Origin of the sequence: Kineococcus sp. R86509 (assembly GCF_042466365.1) — a bacterium.
GTDB lineage: Bacteria > Actinomycetota > Actinomycetes > Actinomycetales > Kineococcaceae > Kineococcus.
Map to the genome: position 1 here is coordinate 992,746 of NZ_JAXHCE010000001.1, position 21,891 is coordinate 1,014,636.

Annotated in this window: 16 protein-coding genes; 5 read left to right on the plus strand and 11 right to left on the minus strand. The window is 70.9% G+C overall.

Features of this window, described 5'->3' with window-relative positions:
- Positions 1–3 precede the first annotated feature (3 nt).
- On the minus strand, positions 4–1,383 hold the full coding sequence (locus SJY07_RS04725) for an alpha-glucosidase/alpha-galactosidase (RefSeq protein ID WP_380157346.1): 1,380 nt from the start codon (positions 1,381–1,383) through the stop codon (positions 4–6).
- An 84-nt stretch (positions 1,384–1,467) separates the two neighbouring features.
- On the opposite strand from SJY07_RS04725, the gene SJY07_RS04730 reads away from it, so the two are divergent.
- Entirely contained in the window at positions 1,468–2,304 is an 837-nt protein-coding gene (locus tag SJY07_RS04730) for a helix-turn-helix domain-containing protein (RefSeq protein ID WP_380157348.1), read from the plus strand.
- Here the strand turns inward: SJY07_RS04730 and SJY07_RS04735 are convergent.
- Genes SJY07_RS04735 through SJY07_RS04745 form a run of 3 tightly spaced genes read right to left on the minus strand, consistent with a single transcriptional unit; the run spans position 2,282 to position 5,581 of the window.
- On the minus strand, positions 2,282–3,646 hold the full coding sequence (locus SJY07_RS04735) for an ABC transporter substrate-binding protein (RefSeq protein ID WP_380157350.1): 1,365 nt from the start codon (positions 3,644–3,646) through the stop codon (positions 2,282–2,284). The two genes, SJY07_RS04730 and SJY07_RS04735, sit on opposite strands and share 23 nt — an antisense overlap.
- Positions 3,647–3,654: 8 nt before the next feature.
- The gene (locus SJY07_RS04740; RefSeq protein ID WP_380157351.1) at positions 3,655–4,596 is read right to left on the minus strand and encodes a carbohydrate ABC transporter permease; all 942 of its coding nucleotides are present in this window, start codon (positions 4,594–4,596) and stop codon (positions 3,655–3,657) included.
- 34 nt (positions 4,597–4,630) lie between these two features.
- The gene (locus SJY07_RS04745; protein ID WP_380157352.1) at positions 4,631–5,581 is read right to left on the minus strand and encodes a carbohydrate ABC transporter permease; all 951 of its coding nucleotides are present in this window, start codon (positions 5,579–5,581) and stop codon (positions 4,631–4,633) included.
- 259 nt (positions 5,582–5,840) lie between these two features.
- On the opposite strand from SJY07_RS04745, the gene SJY07_RS04750 reads away from it, so the two are divergent.
- On the plus strand, positions 5,841–7,010 hold the full coding sequence (locus SJY07_RS04750; RefSeq protein ID WP_380157353.1) for an ROK family protein: 1,170 nt from the start codon (positions 5,841–5,843) through the stop codon (positions 7,008–7,010).
- 21 nt (positions 7,011–7,031) lie between these two features.
- Here SJY07_RS04750 and SJY07_RS04755 read toward each other — a convergent pair whose 3' ends face one another.
- The 4 genes from SJY07_RS04755 to SJY07_RS04770 are packed head-to-tail and all read right to left on the minus strand — an operon-like array spanning position 7,032 to position 13,147.
- Positions 7,032–9,920 carry a glycoside hydrolase family 2 TIM barrel-domain containing protein gene (locus SJY07_RS04755; protein ID WP_380157354.1) on the minus strand — a complete coding sequence of 963 codons (2,889 nt, stop codon included), beginning with the start codon at positions 9,918–9,920 and terminating at the stop codon, positions 7,032–7,034.
- Positions 9,917–10,831 (minus strand): carbohydrate ABC transporter permease, encoded by a 915-nt coding sequence (locus SJY07_RS04760; RefSeq protein WP_380157356.1) that lies wholly within the window; start codon positions 10,829–10,831, stop codon positions 9,917–9,919. Before SJY07_RS04760 ends, SJY07_RS04755 begins: the two co-directional genes overlap by 4 nt.
- Positions 10,828–11,793 carry a sugar ABC transporter permease gene (locus SJY07_RS04765; RefSeq protein ID WP_328295389.1) on the minus strand — a complete coding sequence of 322 codons (966 nt, stop codon included), beginning with the start codon at positions 11,791–11,793 and terminating at the stop codon, positions 10,828–10,830. Before SJY07_RS04765 ends, SJY07_RS04760 begins: the two co-directional genes overlap by 4 nt.
- Before the next feature lie 10 nt (positions 11,794–11,803).
- Positions 11,804–13,147, minus strand: coding sequence for an ABC transporter substrate-binding protein (locus SJY07_RS04770; RefSeq protein WP_328295388.1), 1,344 nt, complete (start codon positions 13,145–13,147; stop codon positions 11,804–11,806).
- 220 nt (positions 13,148–13,367) lie between these two features.
- Here SJY07_RS04770 and SJY07_RS04775 point away from each other — a divergent pair, with 220 nt between their 5' ends.
- Positions 13,368–14,216, plus strand: a complete 849-nt coding sequence (locus tag SJY07_RS04775) for a DeoR/GlpR family DNA-binding transcription regulator (RefSeq protein WP_380157359.1) — start codon at positions 13,368–13,370, stop codon at positions 14,214–14,216.
- Between the two features lie 15 nt (positions 14,217–14,231).
- On the opposite strand, the gene SJY07_RS04780 is transcribed toward SJY07_RS04775, so the two are convergent.
- Entirely contained in the window at positions 14,232–16,433 is a 2,202-nt protein-coding gene (locus SJY07_RS04780) for an alpha-galactosidase (protein ID WP_380157361.1), read from the minus strand.
- Between the two features lie 154 nt (positions 16,434–16,587).
- On the opposite strand from SJY07_RS04780, the gene SJY07_RS04785 reads away from it, so the two are divergent.
- Together SJY07_RS04785 and SJY07_RS04790 are read left to right on the plus strand one after the other, a co-directional pair.
- Positions 16,588–17,763, plus strand: coding sequence for an ROK family transcriptional regulator (locus SJY07_RS04785; RefSeq protein ID WP_328295385.1), 1,176 nt, complete (start codon positions 16,588–16,590; stop codon positions 17,761–17,763).
- 202 nt (positions 17,764–17,965) lie between these two features.
- Positions 17,966–19,909, plus strand: a complete 1,944-nt coding sequence (locus tag SJY07_RS04790; RefSeq protein WP_380157363.1) for an FAD/NAD(P)-binding protein — start codon at positions 17,966–17,968, stop codon at positions 19,907–19,909.
- Here SJY07_RS04790 and SJY07_RS04795 read toward each other — a convergent pair.
- Entirely contained in the window at positions 19,845–20,699 is an 855-nt protein-coding gene (locus tag SJY07_RS04795) for a methyltransferase domain-containing protein (protein WP_328295383.1), read from the minus strand. The genes SJY07_RS04790 and SJY07_RS04795 overlap by 65 nt on opposite strands.
- The gene (locus SJY07_RS04800) at positions 20,665–21,885 is read right to left on the minus strand and encodes a cobalamin-independent methionine synthase II family protein (RefSeq protein WP_328295382.1); all 1,221 of its coding nucleotides are present in this window, start codon (positions 21,883–21,885) and stop codon (positions 20,665–20,667) included. The genes SJY07_RS04795 and SJY07_RS04800 overlap by 35 nt, the downstream gene beginning before the upstream one ends.
- Positions 21,886–21,891 lie beyond the last annotated feature (6 nt).

Consider the following 21,891-nt stretch of genomic DNA (forward strand, 5'->3'; position numbering starts at 1 on the left):
GGCTCACGGGCGCAGCGCCTCCGGCAGCCGGTCCGCGTGCGCGGCGAGCAGTTCGTCGGTCATGGCCCGGATCTGCTCCAGCGTCAGCAGCGCCGCGGTCAGCGGGTCCATCGCGACCGCGTGGTGGACGTTCTCGACGTCGCCGGTGAGCGCGGCGCGGACGGCGAGGGTCTGCACGTTGACGTTGGTCCGGTTCAGCGCCGCCAGCTGCAGCGGCAGTTCCCCGATGGCCGTCGGCTGGACCCCGTTCTCGTCGACGAGGCAGGGGACCTCGACGCACGCGTCGGCGGGCAGGTTCGAGATCACGCCGGTGGCGTTGGGGACGTTGCCGTAGACGACGCTGGGGACACCGGTGACGACGGAGTTCACGATCGACGCGCCGTACTCGACGCTCGGGGCGAGGTCGGCCTTGAGCTTCTCGAGCTGGGTGTCGATGTCGCCCTGGTCGTCGTGGTTGACGCAGATCTCGTAGTAGTCCCAGCGCTCGGGGATGTACTCGCGGATCATCTCCGCGTTCTTGCGGAAGTACGGCAGGTACTCCGAGGCGTGGTGGCTGGACTCGGTCTCGAAGTAGCCGAACGAGTTCATGATGGTCGTGCGCACCTGCTCGTTGCCACCCTCGTAGGTGCTGGCGGAGGCGGCGGCCTCGCTGTGGTCGCCGTCGTCGCCGGCGAGTTCGGCGGCCGCCCGGCCGACGACGTGCTTCTGGTTCATCACCTCGCGCAGTCGCGGGTAGAGGTCCTCGGTGCCGTGGCGGAACCTCAGGATCCAGGCCTGGTGGTTGATGCCGGCCGAGAGGAAGTTCACCTCGTCGTAGGGGACGCCGAGGGTGCGGGCCAGCATGCGGGTCGTGCCCTGGACGCTGTGGCAGAGGCCGACGGTCTTCAGGCCCTGGGCGTTGAGGTAGGCGGTGGCCATCGCCATCGGGTTCGCGTAGTTGATGAACACCGCGTCCGGGCAGACCTCGCGCGCGTCGGCGGCGATCGCCGCGTAGGCGGGGACCGAACGCAGGAAGCGGAACACCCCGCCGGGCCCGACGGTGTCACCGACGGTCTGGTCGATGCCGTACTTGCGCGGGATGAGCACGTCGTGCTCGTAGGACTCCACGCCCCCGACCTGGAAGGTGATGATGACGAAGTCGGCACCGTCGAGGGCGGTCCGGCGGTCGGTGGTCTCGACGACCTCGGTGTCGAACCCGTGGTGGGCGACGAGCTTGCGCGCCGCGTCGGCGACGGGGGCCAGCTTGTCGGGGTTCACGTCCATCAGGCACAACTGCGCCGAACGCAGGGCCGGGAAGCTCACGAGGTCGCCGATGAGGCGGAAGGGGAAGACGAAACCACCAGCGCCGATGATGGTGATCTTGGGGCTCTGCGTCGAGGACATGGCTCGATCCTAGGCCGCGGACCGGTCGACGGCCTTCAAGAAGTCACCGCAGTGGTTCCAGGATCCTCAGCTACGCTCGGGTCTGTGAACACCCCGGACGTCCAGGAACCCGCCCTCTGGGTGCACCGCGGTTCCGCACCACCGATGCGGGAGTTCCACCGTCACGACGACCTGGAGATCAACGTCGCGCTGCGTGGATCGCTGGAGTACCTCCTGGGGGGTGAGCGGGTGCTCGTCCCCGAAGGGCACACCGCCCTGTTCTGGGCCGCGGCGCCCCACCGGTTGATCGGGGCGGATCGGTCGCAGGAGAGCGACATCTGCTGGATCCACCTACCGCTCGCGGCGGCCCTGCGCTGGGCACTGCCCGAGGCCTTCTCGACCGTCGTCATGTCCCACGGCACCGTCGTCGTGCCGACGGCGGCCGTCGGGACGCACGTCGAGGCGCAGTTCGAGACCTGGCGGCGGGACCTCGACGCCGGGGCGGACACGGCCATGCTCCTGCTCGAGGCGAACGCTCTGGTGCTGAGGATCCTGGGACACCGGGAACCGATCCCCACCCCCGCCGACCGGCCACGGTCCGCGCTGCGCCCCGTCGCACTGATGGCCCGCTACACCGCCGAGAACTTCCGGGAGGCGATCTCCCCCGCCGACATCGCCCGGGCGGCGAACCTCAACCCGAACTACGCGACGACGTTGTTCCGGCGCTCCACCGGCGTCACCCTGGGCGACCAGCTGCTGCGCCACCGCATCGCTGAAGCGCAGCGACTGCTGCTGACGACCTCCCTGACGACGGCCGCCGTCGCGCACGCCGCGGGTTTCGGCTCGGGGAGCAGCCTGTACGCGCACTTCGCGCGCGCCTGCGGCTGCTCCCCCGGCGCCTACCGCGCCACCCGCGCCGTCACTTCGTCGGTTTCGCCGTGAAGAGCGCGTCGAGCTTGGTGTTGGCGGCAGTGAGGCTCGACACGTCGGCCCCGGCCATGACGTTGTCCATCGCCGAACTCATGATGCTCTGGATCTCGGCGCCCTGGAGGACGGCCGGGTACGGGAACGTCGTGCCCTGGTCGATCTGGTCGGTGAAGGCGCTGATGTCGAAGCCCGTCTTGCTCAGCGCGGCCGTCGAGGTCTCGACGGTGTCGGCGATGGCCGGCATGACGACCCCGGCCTTCGCGACGACGGACTGGCAGTCCTCCGAGGCGAGGTAGCGGACCCACTTCCACGCCGCGCCCTTGACCTTCGAGGAGGTGGAGATCGAGTCGGCGAGGGAGTTCTGCATGGCCGCCCGCTTGCCGTCCGGCCCGACCGGGGTGGGCGCCAGCTGCAGGTGCACACCTTCCAGCGCGCCGTAGTTCGCCGTGTTCCAGGACCCCTCGGTCACCATGGCGTACTTGCCGGCCTGCATCTGCTGGTCGGGCGAGCCACCCTCGGTGAAGGCCAGCGGGGGCATGTAGCCCTTGTCGATGAGGCCCTTCCACCAGGCGTAGGTGGCCTGGAAGCGGGGGTCGTCGTAGTTGAACTTCGTCCCCCAGGCCTTCTTGTCCATGTACGTCCACCCGGTCGTCATGGCCAGGTAGGACCACTCGACCTGGCCGAAGGGCGCGCCGGAGGACCCCAGGCCGAGGCCGTAGGTCTTGACCTTGGACTTGTCGAAACCGGGTTCGTCGCCGCGGACCCCGTTCTCGTCCACGGTGAGGTGGGCGATGGTCTTCTCGTAGGTCCCCCCGTCGTCGGGGTTCCAGGTCAGGTTCTTCATCTGGTCCGTGGTGACCCCGGCGGCCTCGGTCATGTCCTCGTTGTAGAAGATGCCGACGGTGTCGAAGTCCTTGGGCAGGCCGTACCGCTTGCCGTCCGGACCGAGCCACAGGTCCGTCGTCCCGGCGACGTAGTCACCGAGGTCGACGTCCGAGGCGGCGACCTGGTCGTCGATGGGCACGATGAGCCCGCGCTCGGCGAACTCCCCGTAGCGCGAGGTGTGGTCGGCGAACACGTCGGGGGCGGAGTTGCCCACGAAACCGGTGAACAGCTTGTTCCAGTAGTCGTCCCAGCCGAACTGCTCGATCTTGATGTCGATGTCGGGGTTCTGGGCCTGGAAGTCGGCGGCGCACTGCTGGTAGGCGGGCAGCTGGGCCGACTCCCACAGCCAGTAGTTGACCGTTCCGGTCTCGGCGTCGGCACCGGGATCGACCCCGTAGCTGCCACAGGCGGACAGCAGGAGGGCGGCACCGGCGAAGGCGATCGCGCTGCGGATCTTCTTGGTGGAAGTCACGACGTTCCTCACTTGATGCCCGAGAAGCCGATGGAGTTGACGACCTTCCGGCTGAACACGGCGAACAGGACGATGACGGGCAGGGCGGCCAGCAGCGTGGCGGCCATCAGACCCGCCCAGTCCGGAGCCCCCTGCGGGGTCTGGGACTTGAAGATGCCGAGGGCGACCTGCAGGGTACGGTGCGCCGGATCGCTGGCCACCAGCAGCGGCCAGAAGTACTCACCCCAGGCCTGGATGTACTGCAGGATCGTCAGCGTCACCAGCGGCCCGGAGGCCATCGGCAGGATGACCCGGGTGAACCGCCCGATCGCGCCGGCGCCGTCGAGGCGGGCGGCCTCCTCGACCTCCTTCGGGATCCCCAGGAAGAACTGGCGGAGGAAGAAGATGGCGAACGGGGTCATGAAGAAGAACGGCAGGATGATCGCCGCGTAGCTGTTGAGCAGGCCGAGGTTGCGCATGAGCAGGAAGTTCGGGAGCTGGGTGAAGATCGGCGGGACCATGAGCGCGGTGAGGAAGAGGAAGAAGACCGCGTTGCGCCCCGGCCACTTCAACCGCGAGAACGCGTAGGCGGCCATCGCGCCGAAGAAGACCTGCCCCGCGGTGATGAACGTGGACACGATGACGGAGTTCAGCAGGTTCCGGCCCAGGTTGACCGACGCGCCCGACCCGGCCTGCGCCTGCGCCTCGGCCGTCGAGGCGAGCCCGAGGACGCGCTTGAACGCCCCGAAGGTGGACTCGACCGGGAGCAGGTTGGAGGGTTCGGTCGCGAGGTAGGCGCCGTTGGAGAACGCGGTGCGCAGCATCCAGTAGAACGGGAAGAGCGTCACCGCCATGATCAGGCCGAGCAGGACCCAGGCGAGGATCCGCCCGGGGCTGCGCCGGCCGCGGCGGGCGGGGGTGGGTGGGGAGACCGCGAGGGCCTCGTCGAACGTCGTTGCGGTGGTGGCCATGACCGGTGTCGCCTCCTGGTAGCTGCGGGGTCGCTCAGGCGACGTCGGACTCGTCGGCGCGCATCAGCCGGAGCTGGACGAACGCGACGACGGCGAGGATGAGGAAGAGCACGACGGAGACCGCCGAGGCGTAGCCGAACCGGTAGCGCTGGAAGGCCAGGTCGAAGATGTAGTACTGGATGACCCGCGTCGCGTCGGCCGGTCCGCCCGAGGTGGTGACCGCGACGGTGTCGAAGGCCTGGAACGAGCCGATGACGGTGATGACCAGCACCAGGGCGAGGATCGGGCGCAGCAGCGGCAGGGTGATGCGCCAGAACATCTTCCACTCGGAGGCGCCGTCGACGCGGCCGGCCTCGTAGACGTCGCCGGGGATCATCAGCATCCCGGCGAAGAGCAGCAGCGCGGTGTAGCCGAGGTGGCGCCAGGTGTTGACCAGGGCGATGGTGGGGATGGCCCAGTTCTGGTCGCCGAAGAACGGGACGGCGTCCAGGCCCAGCCAGCCGAGGACCTGGTTGGTGATGCCGATCTGCGCGTCGAGCATCCAGTAGAAGACGAGGGCGACGACGACGTTGGAGATCAGGTAGGGCAGCACGACGATGCTGCGCACCAGGATGGAGCGCGTCAGCCGGTGCAGCAGGACCGCCAGCAGGAGGGCCAGCACGGTCTGGGTGACGATGTTGATGAGGACGTACTCGACGGTCACCTTCATGGCGTTCCAGAACGTGGCGTCGGAGAAGACCTCGCGGTAGTTGTCCAGCCCCACGAACACCGGGGCGTTGAACACGTCGAAGCGGGTGAAGCTCAGGTAGATGCCGCGCAGGGTCGGCCAGAAGTAGAAGACGACGAAGCCGAGCAGCGCGGGGGCGATGAAGGCGAGGGCCGTCCACCGCTCCCGGGGACCGCCGTTGACGTCGGGGCGCAGGCCGGTGCCGCCCGGGGAGAGCTTCGCGTTGCGGGTGCGAGCGGCTCTGCTCGTGGTGGCCATGGGTCAGACCCCTTCGAGGGGAGCGGGTGGACCGAGCGGGGTGGGATGCACTGTGTCTCCGTGGTCACGTCGTCGTGGGGCCAGGCTGTGAGCGTGCACCGAGTTCTACGGCAAAAGTCAGCGAACCGTCAACAAGCCGTGCAGAGCAGACTCAGACCGTGATCGCACCGCAACCTGAGCACCTGCCTTCCGTCGCAATAGTCGACTACGGTGCATCCGTTCCCCTCCCAGTTCTCCCGACCGGTGCGAAGGTGGTCTCGTGACCTTGGACCCCGGTGTCGCCCCGCCGCAGTCGGCCTGGACCCCGCTGACGGGCGCGGCCCACAGCATCGCCCTCGAGGTCCTGCTGGACGGCCCGCTGACCCGCAGCGAACTGGCCCGACGCCTGGAGCTGTCGGCGGGCAGCCTGACCCGCCTCTCCAAGCCCCTGCTGGACTCGGGACTGCTCGTGGAGAGCCGCGACGTCTGCGACCCGGTGTCCGGACGGCTCACCCGGCCCCTGGACGTCGACGCGTCGACGCACCGCTTCGTCGGGGTGAAGCTCACGGCGGACACGGCCTACGCGGTCCTGACGACGCTGCGGGCAGGGGTCGTCGCGACCCGCGAGGCGGTGCTCGTCGACCGGGAGCCGGCCGCGGTCGTCGCGGTCGTCGCGGACCTGGTGCGCCACCTCGCCCGGACGGACCCGGGACAGGTGCGCGCCGTGGGCGTCGGTCTCGGCGGCCGGATCGTCGCCGACGGCACCGTCGACAGCGCGCGCTACCTGGGGTGGGAGGACGTCCCGTTCGGGGCGGCCCTGGAAGCCGAACTCGGGTTGCCCGTCGTCGTCGACAACGACGTCATGTCGCTGACCCGGGCGGAGCAGTGGTTCGGGACCGCCGACCGCTGCGACCACTTCGCCGTCGTGGTGGTCGGGGTCGGGATCGGGTACGGACTGGTCGTGGGCGGTCGCGTGATCGACCGTCCCGACGCCGGCGTCGGGCTCCTGGGCCACCACCCCCTCGACCCGCACGGACCGTTGTGCCCGGAGGGCCACGCCGGGTGCGCGGACGCCGTGCTGACCACCGGCGCCCTGACGACCAGGGCCGGACTGGCGATGCGCCGGGAGATCACCGTCGAGGAACTCCTCGACCTCGCGGACGCCGGAGAACCGTTGGCCCGCAGGGTCGTCGACGACGCGGCCAGGGCACTGGGAGTGCTGGTGGCGGCGGTGGGGAACTTCACCATGCCCGAGAGGATCGTCATCTCGGGCGAGAACGCGCGCCTCGCCGAGGTCGGCCGGGCGGCCCTGCACGACGGGATCGCGCAGGGCCGCAGCCGGCTGGCCTCGGACCTCGTGGTCGACGTGCAGCTCACGGGTTTCGCGGAGTGGGCCCGGGGTGCGGCCGTGACCGCGATCCGGACGTTCGTCCTCGGCTCACGCCGCTGACGGACGTCCGGACCGCAGCCTTCAGACCACCGGTTCGAAGGTGAGCACGAACCGCGTCGGCTGCGCCTGGAGCCGGTAGGCCGGCAGCGCACCCGGCCCGCAGGAACCCGTCCCGATCCCCTGCTGGGCCTGGTCGAGGTGCAACCAGATCCGGCCTTCGTCGTCCAGCGCCGAGGTGTGCGTCGCGGCGTCGAGGGTCTCGGTGCTCCACGGCCGCACCGTCACCCCGATCGTGGGTTCCGCGCGGACCCGCAGACCCGAACCGTCGGCGGCGGTCAGGACCGCCCACCGCACGTCGGCCCGCTGGCCGTTCTCCTGCGGACGGACGTAGGGGGTCTGCAACTCCTCCACCGACCGCGAGAACCTCCCGGTCCACGTCGCCGACCCGGTGTCCGGGTAGGCCTCGCCGGGACCACGGCCGAACCAGTCCAACCGCCGCAGCGTGCGCGGCAGCGCCAACCGGATTCCCAGCCGCGGCAACGGGACCGACAGCCCACCCGGGGTCTCGGGGGTCACGTCGACCTCGAGCCGGACGGCTCCCCCGACGTCGCTCCACCGCCAGGTCGTCGCGAACCCCGTGTCCGTGCCCGCCGGAGCGGAACGCCCGGTCACGACGACGTCGCGCTCGAACACGGCGACGGAGACCGTGCGGTGCCGCAGCCGGTGCAGACCGAGGGTGCGCCAGGTGGGTTCCAGGGGTTCCCCGTGCTCCCCGCGGTCGTTGTCGGTGGGGGCGCGCCACACCGACAGTTCGAGGGTCTCCACCGGGAGCCCGCCCAGGGCCCGCAACGTCCCGGTCCGGGCGTCGAGGACGGCCGGCCCGACCAGCAGGTCCGGTCCCCGGCGGACCGGGGCGATCGCGGCCGGGTTCTTCGGCAGCGCGGCCTCCACCAGCTGCACCTGTCCCCGTCCCAGCACGTGACCCGCCGGCGCCCAGCCGGTCTCGTCCACGAGCTCGGCGACGACGGTGAACCAGCGTTCACCCACGGCCGGGGGGAGCTGCCGGACCTCCGCGGGGAGGTCGAGCAACACCGAGGCGCGCGGGGCCAGGTCGGGGGTGGGCAGGTCACCGTCGGCGACCTCGATCCCCTCGTCGGCGACGCTCCACCGCAGGCGGACGTGGGCGAGGTCGACCACGTCGTAGTGGTTGGTCAACCGCAGCCGCGTCCCCTCGGGTCGCAACCGCACCTGGGCGATGACGGCGGCGTAGTCGAGCAGGCCCGGGGACGGGGTGCGGTCGGGGAAGACCAGACCGTCGGCGACGAAGGCGCCGTCGTGCAGGGGTTCCCCGAAGTCGCCGCCGTAGGCGAAGCGTTCCCGGCCGTCCGGGCCCTGCTGGCGCAGACCGTGGTCGATCCACTCCCAGACGAAACCGCCCATGCACCGCTCGGAGCTCTCGAAGAGGTCCTGGTACTCGACGAGCCCGCCCGGACCGTTGCCCATGGCGTGGGCGTACTCGCACTGCACGAAGGGCATGGCCCGTCGCCGGGCGTCCGCCGCCGCGTCCGGCAGGGCCTCCTCGCTCCGGGTGGCGATGTCGGCGACCTCGGCGTGGCTCGCGTACATGCGGGAGTAGACGTCGGCGTAGGGGACGGCCCAGTCGTGTTCGTAGTGGACGAGGCGGGACGGGTCGCGGTCCTTCGTCCAGGCCGACATGGCGGCCAGGTTCTGCCCGGTCCCGCTCTCGTTGCCCAGCGACCAGAGCACGATGCTCGCGTGGTTCTTGTCCCGCTCGACGGTGCGCCGCATCCGGTCCAGCAGGGCCTCGCGCCAGCGCGGGTCGTCGGAGGGGTTGTCCCGCCAGTCCAGCAGCCAGAAGCCGTGGGTCTCCAGGTCGCACTCGTCGACGACCCAGAGGCCGTGCTCGTCGCACAGGTCCAGGAACGCGGGGTGGGGCGGGTAGTGGCTGGTACGGACGGCGTTCACGTTGTGCTGCTTCATGAGCAGGACGTCGGCCAGCATCTCGGCCGGGGTGACGGCGCGACCGCGGTCGGCGGAGACCTCGTGGCGGTTCACCCCGCGCAGCTTGACCGGGGCGCCGTTGACCGTGAACACGCCGTCGAGCACGGCGACGGTGCGGAAGCCGATGCGCAGCCGGACCCGCTCCCCCGCCGAGACGACCTCGGCGGCGTAGAGCCGGGGCACCTCCGCGGACCAGGGCTCGACGCGCTCGAGGGTGACGTCCTCGTTCGTGGCGACGTCGACGCCCAGTTCGGGCACGAGCAGCCGCGCCGCCGAAGGGGTGTCGACCCGCAGCGTCCCCGCACCCGTGGTGTGGTCGTAACCGGCGTGGACGAAGACGTCCTCGACGCCGTCGAGGGGACGGGCCAGGAGGGTGACGTCGCGGAAGATCCCCGACAGCCACCACATGTCCTGGTCCTCGACGTAGCTCGCCGCGGACCACTGGTGCACCCGCACCGCGAGGACGTGCTCGTCAGAGCTGCCCAGGGCGTCGGTGACGTCGAACTCCACCGGGAGGCGGGAGCCGACGGAGCGGCCGACCTCGGTCCCGTCGACCCACACGGTGAACGCGGAGTCGACCCCGTCGAAGCGCAGGACCACGCGGGGGGCGCCGGCGGTGAACCCGTCGGGCAGCACAAAGGTGCGTCGGTGGTCCCCGGTCGGGTTCTCGTCGGGCACGAAGGGCGGCTCGACGGGGAACGGGTAGACGATGTTCGTGTAGGCGGGTTCACCCCAGCCCTGCAGCTGCCAGTGCCCGGGAACGGTGATCTCGTCCCAGGCCGCGTCGTCCAGCGCCGGGTCGGCGAGGTCGGCCGGGGTGTCCGCGCGCTCGGCGTAGCGGAACCGCCAGCCGCCGTTCAGCGACAGCGTGGGTGCGTCGGAACGCACCCACGCCCGCGCGGGGAGGTTCCCCCGCGCGGGCGTGAAGTCCTCGAACCAGTGGCTCATCCCTTGGTGGCTCCCAGCGTCAGACCGGAGACGAACTGCTTCTGCAGTGCGAAGAACACGACGAGCACCGGCAGCGCGACCAGCACCGAGCCGGCCGACAGCAGGTTGTAGTCGGTGAAGAACTGGCCCTTGAGGTTGTTCAGCGAGCTGGTGATCGGGAACTTGTCCCCCGACTGCAGCAGCACCGTCGCCCAGAAGAACTCGTTGTAGATCCAGGTGATCTCGAGCACCGCGAGGGCCGCCAGCGCCGGGCGGCACAGCGGCAGGGTGATCTGCCAGTACTGCTTGAAGACGCTCAGGCCGTCGACCTGAGCGGCTTCGTAGAGCTCGTAGGGCAGCGTCTTCATGTAGTTGCTGAGCACGAAGGCGCAGAACCCCGTCTGGAACGCGGTGTTGACGATGATCAGCGCCCAGTAGCTGTCCAGCAGCGTCCCGGAGTAGCTGAACCAGTACGGGACCTGGATCGCCTTGAACAGGCGGAACAGCGGGATCAGCAGCGCCTGCGGCGGGAGCAGGTTCGCGGCGGTGAACAGCCCCAGCAGGGCCAGGTTGAACTTGAAGTTGAACCGGGCCACCACGAACGCGACCATCGAGGCCAGGAACAGGGCCAGCACCACGGAGGGCACCGTGATGATGACCGAGTTCAGGAAGTGCTGCCCGAAGTCGCCCTGCTGCCAGGCGTTCACGTAGTTCTGGATCGTGAACCCGCCGAAGGAGGCGTAGCCGTGCGCCTGGGTGTACCCGTAGTCGCGGAAGGAGTTGAAGACCGCCCACAGCAGCGGGAAGAGCCAGAGCACCGACGCGGCGATGAGGAAGACGTACAGCACGATCCGGGCCGGCGGCACCTTGTGCGGCACCTTCGGGACGTCCGCGGCCCGGCCGCGGACCCGAGGCACGGTGGTGGAGCTCATCGTTCTTCCTCTCGCATGACGACCGCCAGGTAGATGCTGATGAAGACCAGCGAGATCAACAGCATGATCGTCGCCAGCGCCGATCCGAAGCCGATGCGGCTCGCCTCACCGACGATGTTCGCGGTGACCAGCGTGGCGATCAGTTCCAGTCCGTTGCGGCCCTGGTTGATGACCCACACCAGGTCGAAGGCGCGCAGGGACTCGATGACGGTGATGACGAGCACGATGATGTTGATGGGACGCATGACCGGGAAGACGATCCGGAAGAACGTCTGGACCTGGTTGGCGCCGTCCATCTGCGCCGCCTCCTTGAGCGAGGCGTCGACCCCCTTGAGGCCGGCCAAGTACAGCAGCATCACGTAGCCGACCTGCTTCCAGCAGGTCGCGAAGAGCGCTGCCCACAGGTTCCACTTCGGGTCGCCGTAGAAGTCGACCTGCGTCCCGAGGACCGCGTTGATGAGGCCCTGGTCCCGGGAGTACATGAGCTGCCAGATGAACCCGACGAGCGCCAGCGACAGCACGACCGGCAGGTACAGCGCGGTCTGGTAGAACCGGCTGCCCTTGAGGTCCTTGTCGATGAGGACCGCGAAGAGGATGCCCAGCGGGGTCGCCACCACGAACATCACGACGAGCCAGATCAGGTTGTGCTCGATCGCCGGCTTGAAGGGCGGGTAGTTCGTGAAGACGTTGGTGTAGTTCTCCACGCCGATGATCTTGACGTCGGCGAGCGACCCGATCCCGTTCCAGTTGGTGAAGGACAGGAAGACCGAGGAGATCGCGGGGAGCCAGATCAGGCCGACGACGATCAGGGTCGGGATCGCCACCATGAGGATGACGGCGATGCGGTCGAAGCCGCTGAGCCGCTTGACGCGCTGGTTCTTGCCGGTGCCGTGGTGCGACCCCGCAGTCGGCGCGGGGTGCGCCGTCTGCGGGGCGACGAGCGGCAGGTCGGGAGACGACACGGAACGCTCCTCAGGAGGTGAAGATGCTCTTCTTCTGGTTTTCGATCTCGGTGCACAGACCGTCGATGTCGCTCGGGTCCGAGATGAACTTCTGCAGCTCCGGGATCATGACCGTGGAGGCGAAGTCCGGACGGGTGTCGCGGTCCATGAACTGCGAGATGGACTTGGCGCTGGCCACGAACTGCGCGCACTTCTTCTGCAGCTCGGTGTAGTGGCCCTGGTCGGACTTCGTGTTCGCCGCGATGCCCGAAGGGTCGTTCGTCGTCTGGACGACACCGTCGTCGGGCGAGCCGAAGTACTCGAGCAGCTTCTTGGCGCCGGCCTCGTTGCGGGGCCGCTTCGACATCATGAAGCCGTCGATGGGGGCCTCGACCGCGTCCGCGCCGATGTTGGAGTCGACCTCGGGGAAGTTGAAGAAGTCGATGTCGTCCTGGTCGGCGTCCTCGAACTGCTGGCCGATGAAGGAACCGATGACCATCATGCCCGAGGTCTTGTTGACGACACCGGTGGCCGCCTCCTGCCAGGTGCGACCCAGGGAGTCGGTCTGGTGGTAGGGCAGCAGCCCCTTCCAGGTGTCGAAGACCGTCTTGACCTTCTGGTCGGTCCAGGCCTCCTTGCCGGCCATCAGGTCGACGTGGAACTGGTAGCCGTTGATGCGCATGTTGAGCTGGTCGAAGGTACCCATGGCCGGCCAGCCCTCCTTGTCCGCGAAGGCCAGCGGCACGAGGCCGTCGGTCTGCATCTTCTTGGACAGGGTGACCATCTCGTCGAGGGTCTCGGGGGCCGTGTAGCCCTTCTCCGCCCAGAGCGACTTGCGGTAGAAGACGGCCCACGGGCCGTAGGTGGTCGGGACGAAGTACTGCTTGCCGTCCTCGCCCGTGGAGGCCTTCTTGAAGGCGTCGGTGTAGTTCGCCCCGATGGTGCTCCAGACGTCGGTCAGGTCCGAGGCGAGGCCCTGGGCGGCGAAGAACTGCATGCGGTACCCGGCGAACCAGGCGAACACGTCGTCCGGGCTGCCCTGGAGGTAGTTGTTGATGTTGTTCTGGAAGGTCGTGTGGTCGACGGTGTTCAGCTTGACCTTGATGCCCTGCTTGGTCTGAGCGTCGGCGACCATGGCGTTCATGGCCTTGACCGGGACCGCGTCGGAGAAGTTCGAGCCGAGGGTGACGTCGCCGCCACCGCCCCCGCCACCGCCACCGGCGGTGTCGTTGCCGCCGCACGCGGCGAGCAGGGCGGGAACGCCGGCGGCGAGCAGCGAGCCACGCAGCATCGAGCGACGGCTGAAACCGTGGCGGCCGGCGGAGGCGGGCACGAGGCCTGCGAGGTACTCGGCTTCGGTGGTGGGGCGGTTCATCGCGACTCCTTCGTCGGCGTCCGGCGAGGGCCGGCTCTGCGCGTCTTCGAGTCGACCGGGAACGCGGTCGACCACGACAACAACTCTGGGCCCGGGGCCGTCCGCTGTCAAGCTGTTCGCGCAGAACCGAACGAACCTGTGACCCGTTGATGTTCGGGTCTGGTCGAAACCGGTGTCCGAAACCGCCCGTCGGCGTTGACTCCAGGACCCCCCGAGCCGCATGCTCGACGGGTCAAGGTCGACGGAACCACGCTCGCCGTGGGGTGGGGGTGTCCCGGTGGTACTGGCTCGAAATCGACAGAAACTCATCCTCGAAGCGTTGCGCAGCAGCGGAAGCGTCCGCGTCTCCGACCTGGTGGACCGCCTCGGCGTCTCGGACGTGACGATCCGCCGGGACATCACGGAACTGTCTCGATTGGGTCTCGCCGACCGTGTCCACGGCGGCGCGGCCCTCCCCGAGGGTTTCGGCGCGGAGTTCGGTTTCCCGACACGAGACACCGGGAACCGACACCTGGAACGTTCGATCGGAGAACTCGCCGCGTCCCTCGTCCAACCGGGTTCCTCGGTCGCCCTCTCGGCGGGCCCGACGACGCTCGACGTCGCCTCCGCCCTGCACAGCGTCCCCGGTCTGACGGTCGTGACGAACTCCCCGGCCGTGGCCCAGGTCCTCCACGAACCCTCCCGGCACGACCGTGCCGTCATCCTCACCGGCGGGATGCGGAACGCGGCGGGCGCGCTGGTGGGACCGGTGGCGAACCGCAGTCTCGAACCCCTCCACGTCGACCTGCTGTTCCTGGACGTGCACGGGTTCAGCGCCGCGGAAGGACTGACGAGTTCCGAACTCGCCGAGGGCGAGACGAACCGTGCCCTCATCTCCGCGGCGGCCTGCACCGTGCTCGTCGCCGGCTCCGACCGCTGGGGTCTAGTCGGTCTGGCGACGATCGCGGGCCTGGACGAGGTGGACGTCCTGGTGAGCGACGACGGTCTGCCGCAGGCGGCCTGCAGAGCCGTCAACGACCGCGGGGGGCAGGTTCTCCTCACCCCGGGTGACGGTGGTGGGGCCGGCTGACCGGCCCCACCTGCCTCAGACCCGCCGTGTGCGCACCAGCACCAACTGCTGGGGTTGCAACGCCGGAGCCGCGACCCCGACGGCGGCGAGCGTCCGGCCGTTCATGCGCACCCCGTTCGCCAACCAGGGCAGGTCGGCCTCACTCCGCACCGCGGGGGCGTCCCCCGGTGCCTGCGCGCTGACCTCGTACTGCGCGTCGGGCAGCAGTCCCGGCAACCGGACCCGGCCCGGGACCGAGGCGTCGGGGGTGCTCAGCTGCACGACCGCGAAGAGGGCGTCGGAACCGTCACCGGCCACCGTCCCGTGCACCTGGAAGGACGGGTCGTGGTCGTCGCAGCGCACCACGGTGCCGGTGTGCAGCAGACCCCGGAGTTCCTTGTACAGGGCGACCCAGCTCGCGAGTTCCGCCCGTTCCGCGGGTTCCAGCCTGGTGATGTCGGTCTCGATGCCGAACGAGGCGAACAGCGCCGTCCCCGCCCGGAACGACAGGTCCGAACTGCGGTGGGTGGTGTGCGACGGCGAGGCGCCGACGTGGGAACCGATGAGTTCCGGCGGGACGAGCTGGGTCGTCCAGCGCTGGATCTGCTGCCGTTCCAGCGGATCGATGCAGTCGCTGCCCCAGACCCGGTCGGTGTGCTCGAGGATCTCGAGGTCGACCCGCAACCCGCCCGAGGAGCAGGACTCGATCTCGACCCCGGGGTGCCGGGCCCGCAGTTCGTCGAGCAGTCGGTACACGGCGAGGGTCTGGGCGTGCACGCCGGCCGCGCCGGAGGGTCCGGAGCCGGCCTCGAGCAGGTCCCGGTTGTGGTCCCACTTGAAGTAGGCGATGTCGTACTCGGTGAGCAGCGCGTCGAGACGTTCGAGGACGTGGGCGAACGCCGCCGGGTTCCCGAGGTCGAGGACCTGCTGCTGACGCGACGGCAGCGGGGTGCGCCCGCCCGTCTGCAGGACCCAGTCGGGGTGGGCCCGCACGAGGTCGGAGTCGGGGTTCACCATCTCGGGTTCGACCCAGAGGCCGAACTCCAGCCCCAGCGCCCGGACGCCGTCGACGAGCGGGTGCAGGCCCTGCGGCCAGACGCCCTCGTCCACGTACCAGTCGCCGAGGCCGGCGTCGTCCCGGCGGCGGTGGCGGAACCAGCCGTCGTCGAGGACGTAGCGTTCCGCGCCGACCTCCGCGGCGGCCCGGGCCAGGGCCAGCAGCTTCTCGAGGTCGAGGTCGAAGTAGACGGCCTCCCACGTGTTCACGACGACCGGTCGCGGGGTCGAGGGGTGGTGCGGACGCGACCGCAGGTACTGGTGGAACCGCGCCGCCATCCCGTCCAGCCCGTCGGCGGACCAGGCCCCGAACACCCACGGGGTGCGGTACTGCGCCCCCGGCGCCAGTCGGACCTCGCCGGGGAGCAGGAGTTCACCGGCCGCCAGCGTGGTCGTCCCGCTGGACAGCTTCTCCACGCTGCTGCGGTGGTTCCCGCTGAACGCGGTGTGGGTCGCCCAGACCTCCCCGTCGCGGAAGCCGAACCCCCGGGTCCCGACGGCGAGCACGAGGGGCGCGTCGGGACCGGTGCGACCGCGGCGGTTCTCCCGCACGTGGGCGCCGAAGACCAGCGGACGCCGCTGCGGGACGCGTTCCTTCGCCCAGCGACCCGCCAGGTCGAAGATCTCGGTCGCGACCGGCGGGACGGGGAGCGCCAGGGCGAGGTCGGCGACCTCGTAGTCCCCCTCGCCCGTGTTCGTCAGCGTCGCCCGGTGGCGCAGCAACCCCGACGGGAGCAGTTCGAGCTCGAGGGTCAACGCCAGACCGGCCTCCGGGTCGGCGGTGTCGAGCACGAGGCGGCCACCGTCGCTCCGTTCCTCGACGAGGGCCCCGGTCGGGACGAACCGCGTGGACCACGCCGTGCCGGCGCGGTGACCGGACAGACCGGGACGGCCGTTCCAGCCCCAGGCCTGCTCGGGGAGCAGCCGGGTGGGCTGCGGCACGTCCAGGTCGTTGTTGGCCCGGGCGGTCCGTCCGGAGGTGACGAGGTCGGCGAGAGCGGCCTCGGAGAGGTCACCCAGGTCGGCTCCCCAGTGCACCAGCGTCGGGGTGGAGGTGGCGTGCAGATCCACGACGAGGCTCACCCCCGCCGTCCTCAGGTGCAGGACGCGGCCGAGCGCAGCGGTAGTGGCCCCCGGGGTCGCGGGAGGGGTGCTGCGCTGGGGGTCGTGCGGTGAGGTCACAGGAACTCCGTCGGGGCACGTCGGTGTGGCGGACGGTGACACTTCTACGCTGAAAGCTCCACGGCGTCAATCACCCGTCCAGCGGGGCGTCTGCTCGGCCCAACCGCCTCGGGTAGGTTTCACTCCAACACTCACGACGACGAGAGGGCTGGACGTGGACGCACCGCCTCGCACCACCCCGTCCACGGTGTCCTGGACGCCCCTGACCGGGACGGCCCACAGCATCGCCCTCGAGGTCCTGCTGGACGGACCCCTGCCGCGCAGCGAGCTCGCCCGCCGCCTCGACCTCTCGGCCGGGACCCTGACCCGCTTGTCGAAACCCCTGCTCGACTCCGGGTTGCTGCAGGAGACGGGCAGCGCCTACGACCCCGTCACCGGGCGGCCCACCCGCCCGATGGACGTCGACGAGCACTCCCACCTCTTCGTCGGGGTGAAGCTCACCGCCCGCACCGCGCACGCCGTCCTCACCTCGTTGCGGGCCACGGTGCTGGCCAGTGACGAGGCCGTCCTCGGCGACACCTCGCCCGGGGCGGTGGTCGCCACCGTCGTCGGGCTCGTGCGGTCGCTGCTGGCCGAGCACGGGGCGCGGGCGTCGCTGCGGGCCGTGGGGGTGAGCCTCGGCGGTCTCGTCGGCGAGGGCGGGCACGTGCTGAACGCCAGCTTCCTCGGCTGGCAGGACGTCCCGCTGGGGCCGGTGCTGGAGGAGCAGCTCGGACTGCCCGTCGTCGTCGACAACGACCTGCTGTCCTTCACCCGCGCGGAGCAGTGGTTCGGGACGGCGCGACGGTGCCGGCACTTCGCGGTGCTGACGATCGGTGAGGGCCTCGGGTACGGCCTGGTCGTCCACGACGAGGTCGTGGACCGACCCGACGCGGGCGTGGGGTTGCTCGGCCACTTCCCCCTGCTGCCCGGCGGGCCGCTGTGCCCGCTGGGGCACCAGGGCTGCGCCGACGCCCTGCTCACCGTCGCCGCCGTGGAGGCCCGGGCCGCGGCCGCGCTGCGCCGACCGGTCCGCTACGAGGAGGTCCTCGACCTCGCCGACGGCGGGGACCCGCTGGCCCGGCGCGTCGTCGACGACTCCGCGCACGCCCTGGGGACGCTGGTCGCGGCGATCGGGAACCTCACCATGCCGGAGAAGCTGATCCTGTCCGGTGAGGGGATCCGCCTCGCCGTCGTCGGGCAGGACGCGCTGTGGGCGGGGATCCGCGAGCACCGCAGTCCCTTCGCCTCCCGGCTCGACATCGACGTCCAGCCCACGGGCTTCACCGAGTGGGCCCGCGGTGCGGCCGTCACCGCGATCCGCACGTTCGTCCTCGGCCACCGTCGCTGAACCCCCGTCCGCAGGACCGCGGCCCCGCCGAGCGAGGTCGGCTGGGCGGACGGGGTCGCGACGCCTACCCTGGAGCCGTGCGGACCGCGGGAGCGACGAACGGGCGACTGGTGCGCCGTCGCCACGTCGACCTGTGCCGCACCCACGGCGCCACCTGTTCCTGAGGACGAGTCCCCCACCGGATCTCTCCTCTGGAGCCCACGTGAGCCTGTCCCTGCGCACCCCGTCCGACGACGACCTCTCCCTGTGCCTGGTCGGAGCCGGCCCCCGGACCCTCGGCGTCCTCGACCGGTTGTCCGCCCGCGCCGTCGCCGACCCGACCCGGGTCGTCGACGTGCACGTCGTCGACCCCCACCCGCCGGGGGCGGGACGGATCTGGCGGGCCGACCAGCACCCGTTGCTGTGGATGAACTCCCGCGCGGCCGACGTCACGGTCCTGCCCGACGACTCCTCGGTGCTGCCCGGCCCGGTGCGCACCGGGCCGACGCTGTTCGCCTGGCTGGACGAGCACCGGGACGACCTGGCCGCGGAGTTCGAGGCCGCCGGCGAGGCGGAACTCCACCGCGAGGTGCTGGGGGTGCAGGAGGGCACGTTCGTCTCCCGGGCGCTGGGCAGCCGCTACCTCTCCTGGGCGTGGGACCGGACGCTCGCGGGGCTGCCGGCGAACCTGCGGGTGCACGTGCACCGCACCCGGGCGGTCGACCTGCGCGGCCGGCAGGTGGTGCTCGAGGACGGCGGGACGCTCGACGTCGACGCGGTGGTCCTCGCGCAGGGCCACCCGGACGTCGTCCCCGGCGCGCGGGAGGTCACGGCGCAGGAGTTCGCGGACCGGCACGGGCTGGGCTACGTCGCCCCCGGGTACACCAGCGACCTCGGTCTCACGGAGGACGAGGTGACGTTGCCCCCGGGTGCCGACGTGATCGTGGCGGGGATGGGGTTGGCCTTCGTCGACCTCGCGGTGCTCGTCGGACAGGGTCGGGGTGGGCGGTTCTCGGAGGGACCCGACGGACTCGTCTACCACCGCAGCGGCCGTGAACCCGTGCTGCACGTGGGCAGCCGGCGCGGGGTTCCGTACCGCTCGAAGATCACCTACGTCCTCGACGAACGTCCGCCGCTCCCCCGGTTCTTCACGGCGGAGCCGTTCCTGGGCTCGACGCGGCCGCTGAACCTGCGGGCCGACCTGTGGCCCGTCGCGGCGAAGGAACTGGCGGGGGCGCACTACCACGAACTGTTCCGCGCCCACCCGGAGCGCACGGCGCTGGCCCGCACGGAGTTCGAGACCCGGTTCGCGACCGCCCCCTGGGGCAGCGCGGAACTCGGCGACCTGGTGGCGACCGCGGTGCCCGACCCCGCGGACCGCCTCGACCTGGGCCGCCTCGACCGGCCGCTGGACGGGTGGCGGGCGACGTCGGCGCAGGAGGTCCACGACCGGGTCCGCGCGCACGTCGCCGCGGACGTGGAACGCCGGGGCGACCCGGCCCACAGCATGGACGCCGCCGTGTTCTTCGCGCTGCTGTCCTGCTACGTCACCGTCGCCGGGCTCGCCCACCGCGGCCTGCTCGACGAGGAGTCGACCCTCGAGGTCGACGGGTGGTGGCACGGGTTCTTCAGCTACGTCGCCTCCGGCCCGCCCCCGCAGCGGCTGCGCGAACTCCTCGCCCTGGCCGACGCCGGGGTCGTCCGGTTCCTCGGTGGTGACGTGCAGGTGCGGGCGGACGAGGTCGCTCGGTGCTGGAGCGCCCGGTCGGGGAACTCACCGGCCGGGATCTCGGCGCGGGTCCTGGTCGACGCGCGGTTGCCCACGCCCAGCATCGCCGACAGCGCGGACCCGCTGCTGGCCGGGTTGGCCGCTCGCGGGGAGGTGACCGAGATCGGCAACGGCCGGCTCGTCGTCGACCCGGACCAGCGCCTGGTCGCCACGGACGGTTCCGTGCACCCGCACCGCTACGCCGTCGGCCCCTGGGTCGCGGGTGGTGGCTGGGCGGCGGCGTTCGCCCGTCCCGGCGTGGACGCCGGGTTCTTCCGGCTCAACGACCGGATCGCGGCGTCCCTGCTGACCGCGACCCGGCCGCACGCACCGGTCAGCGTCGTCGGCCCCCGAGCAGCCAGTAGCGCGCCGCACCGCGGAACTGTTCGCGTCGACTGAGTTCGACCTCGAGTTCCTCCAGGTCGGCGGCCACCCGGTCGTCGACCCGGTCGGACTCCTCGAGCAACGTCGTCACCGCCAGGATCCCGGCCCGGCGCGTCACGTCGCAGCCGACCGCCGCCAGCGCGTCCTCGACGAACTCCGGGGACAGCCGCAGCGCGGTGTGACCCGTGCCCGGGTCCAGGGCGCGTTCCCCGTCGAGCGCGACCCAGGCCGCGGCGGGCCCCTCGCGCAGGACGCTCGCGACGACGTCGGCGGCGGGGTTCGGGGCCAGCAACGACACCAGACCGCCGGGGCGCGCCGAGGAGACCAGCGTCGCGACGTCGGCCCGCACCTGCCCCGGGGACTCCCGGTGCTGCAGCACGTCGTGGCAGAGGACGACGTCGAAGGACCCCGAACCCCCCTCGCGGTGGCGGGTCAGCGCGGCCAGGGCCGTGAGGTCCTCCAGGTCGGCCGCGACGGTGTGCAGGCGGTCCCCCACGCCGGCGGCGGCGGCCGCCGCGCGGGCCAGCGCGAGCATCTCCGGGGAACGGTCGAGCACCGTGACGGAGTGCCCGGCGAGGGCGAACTGGACGGCGTCGCGACCGTCGCCCCCGCCCGCGTCGAGCACCCGCAGCGGTCCCTCACCGAGGTCCGCGCACCACTCCTGCAGGACCCGGGCGACGACGCGGTAGCGCAGCCGGCCCCACGGGGAGTCCTGCCACAACGCCCACGCTGCGGCCTCCCCCGAGGCCCGGTCCCGGGTCACCGGGGACTCACCCGAAGAGTCGTTCGCCTGCGAGTCGCGCACCCTCGCCGAGGGTCGCGAGCTTGGCGACCGCGATCTGCGGGTGGATGCGCCCACCGAGACCGCAGTCGGTGGAGGCCACGACGTTCTCGGGGCCGACGACCGAGGCGAACCGCTCGATGCGGTCGGCCACGAGTTCCGGGTGCTCCACGACGTTCGTCGCGTGGCTCACGATGCCGGGGACGATCTTCTTGCCCGCGGGCAGCGCCACGTCCTTCCAGACCTTCCACTCGTGCTCGTGGCGCACGTTGGCGGCCTCGAAGGAGTAGGACCCCGCGTCGATCTCGAGCATGAGGTCGACGATGTGCTTGAACTCGACGTCGGTGGTGTGCGGGCCGTGCCAGGAACCCCAGCAGAGGTGGAAGCGGATCTGCTCGGTCGGCAGACCGCGCAGGGCGTGGTTCAGCGCCTCGACCCGGATGCGGGTGAACGCGCGGTAGTCCTCGATGGAGGGTTCGGGGTTGATCTGGTCGAAGTTCTCCGCGATGGAGGGGTCGTCGATCTGCAGGGTGAGCCCGGCCTCGACGACCGCCCGGTACTCCTCGCGCAGCACGTCCGCCCACGCCCAGATGTGTTCCTCCTCGGTCGCGTAGTGGCGGTTCGCGATGCGCGCCCCGCTGCCCGGGGAGAGCGAGGTGATGAACCCCTCGGTGACCCCGGCCGCGGCGAGGCCGGCCTTGAGGTTGGCGATGTCGGAGGCGATGGCCGCCTGACCGGTGTAGGCCAACGGCCCGACCGTCGCGGGGAACGCGGTGGCGTTCTTGCCCGTCGAGATCCCCGACGCCGGGTCCTGGTAGGCCTCGCGGAACGTCACCCAGTCGCGTCGGTCGGGGAAGCTGGTCAACCGCACGTGGCCGGGTTCGGAGCGCACGACGGGCTGGGTGAACAGGTCCTCGCCGGTGACCTCGAGCCCCGACACCCGCTGGAAGGAGTAGGACCACCAGGCGCCGTAGTCGACGGCGCTGGACATGGCCTTGCCGTACTCGCCGTCACCGACGATGGTGACGCCGAGGGCCTCCTGGCGCTTCACCAGGTCCACGACCGCGTCGGTCAGCAGGGCGTCGAACTCGGGGGTGCGTTCGAGGGTGAAACCGTCGTCGCCGATGCGGCGGGCCTCGTTCGCGGCGATGAGTTCCGGGGTGCGGGGCAGGCTCCCGGCGTGGGAGACGGGGATCTGGTGCTCGGTCACAGGGGT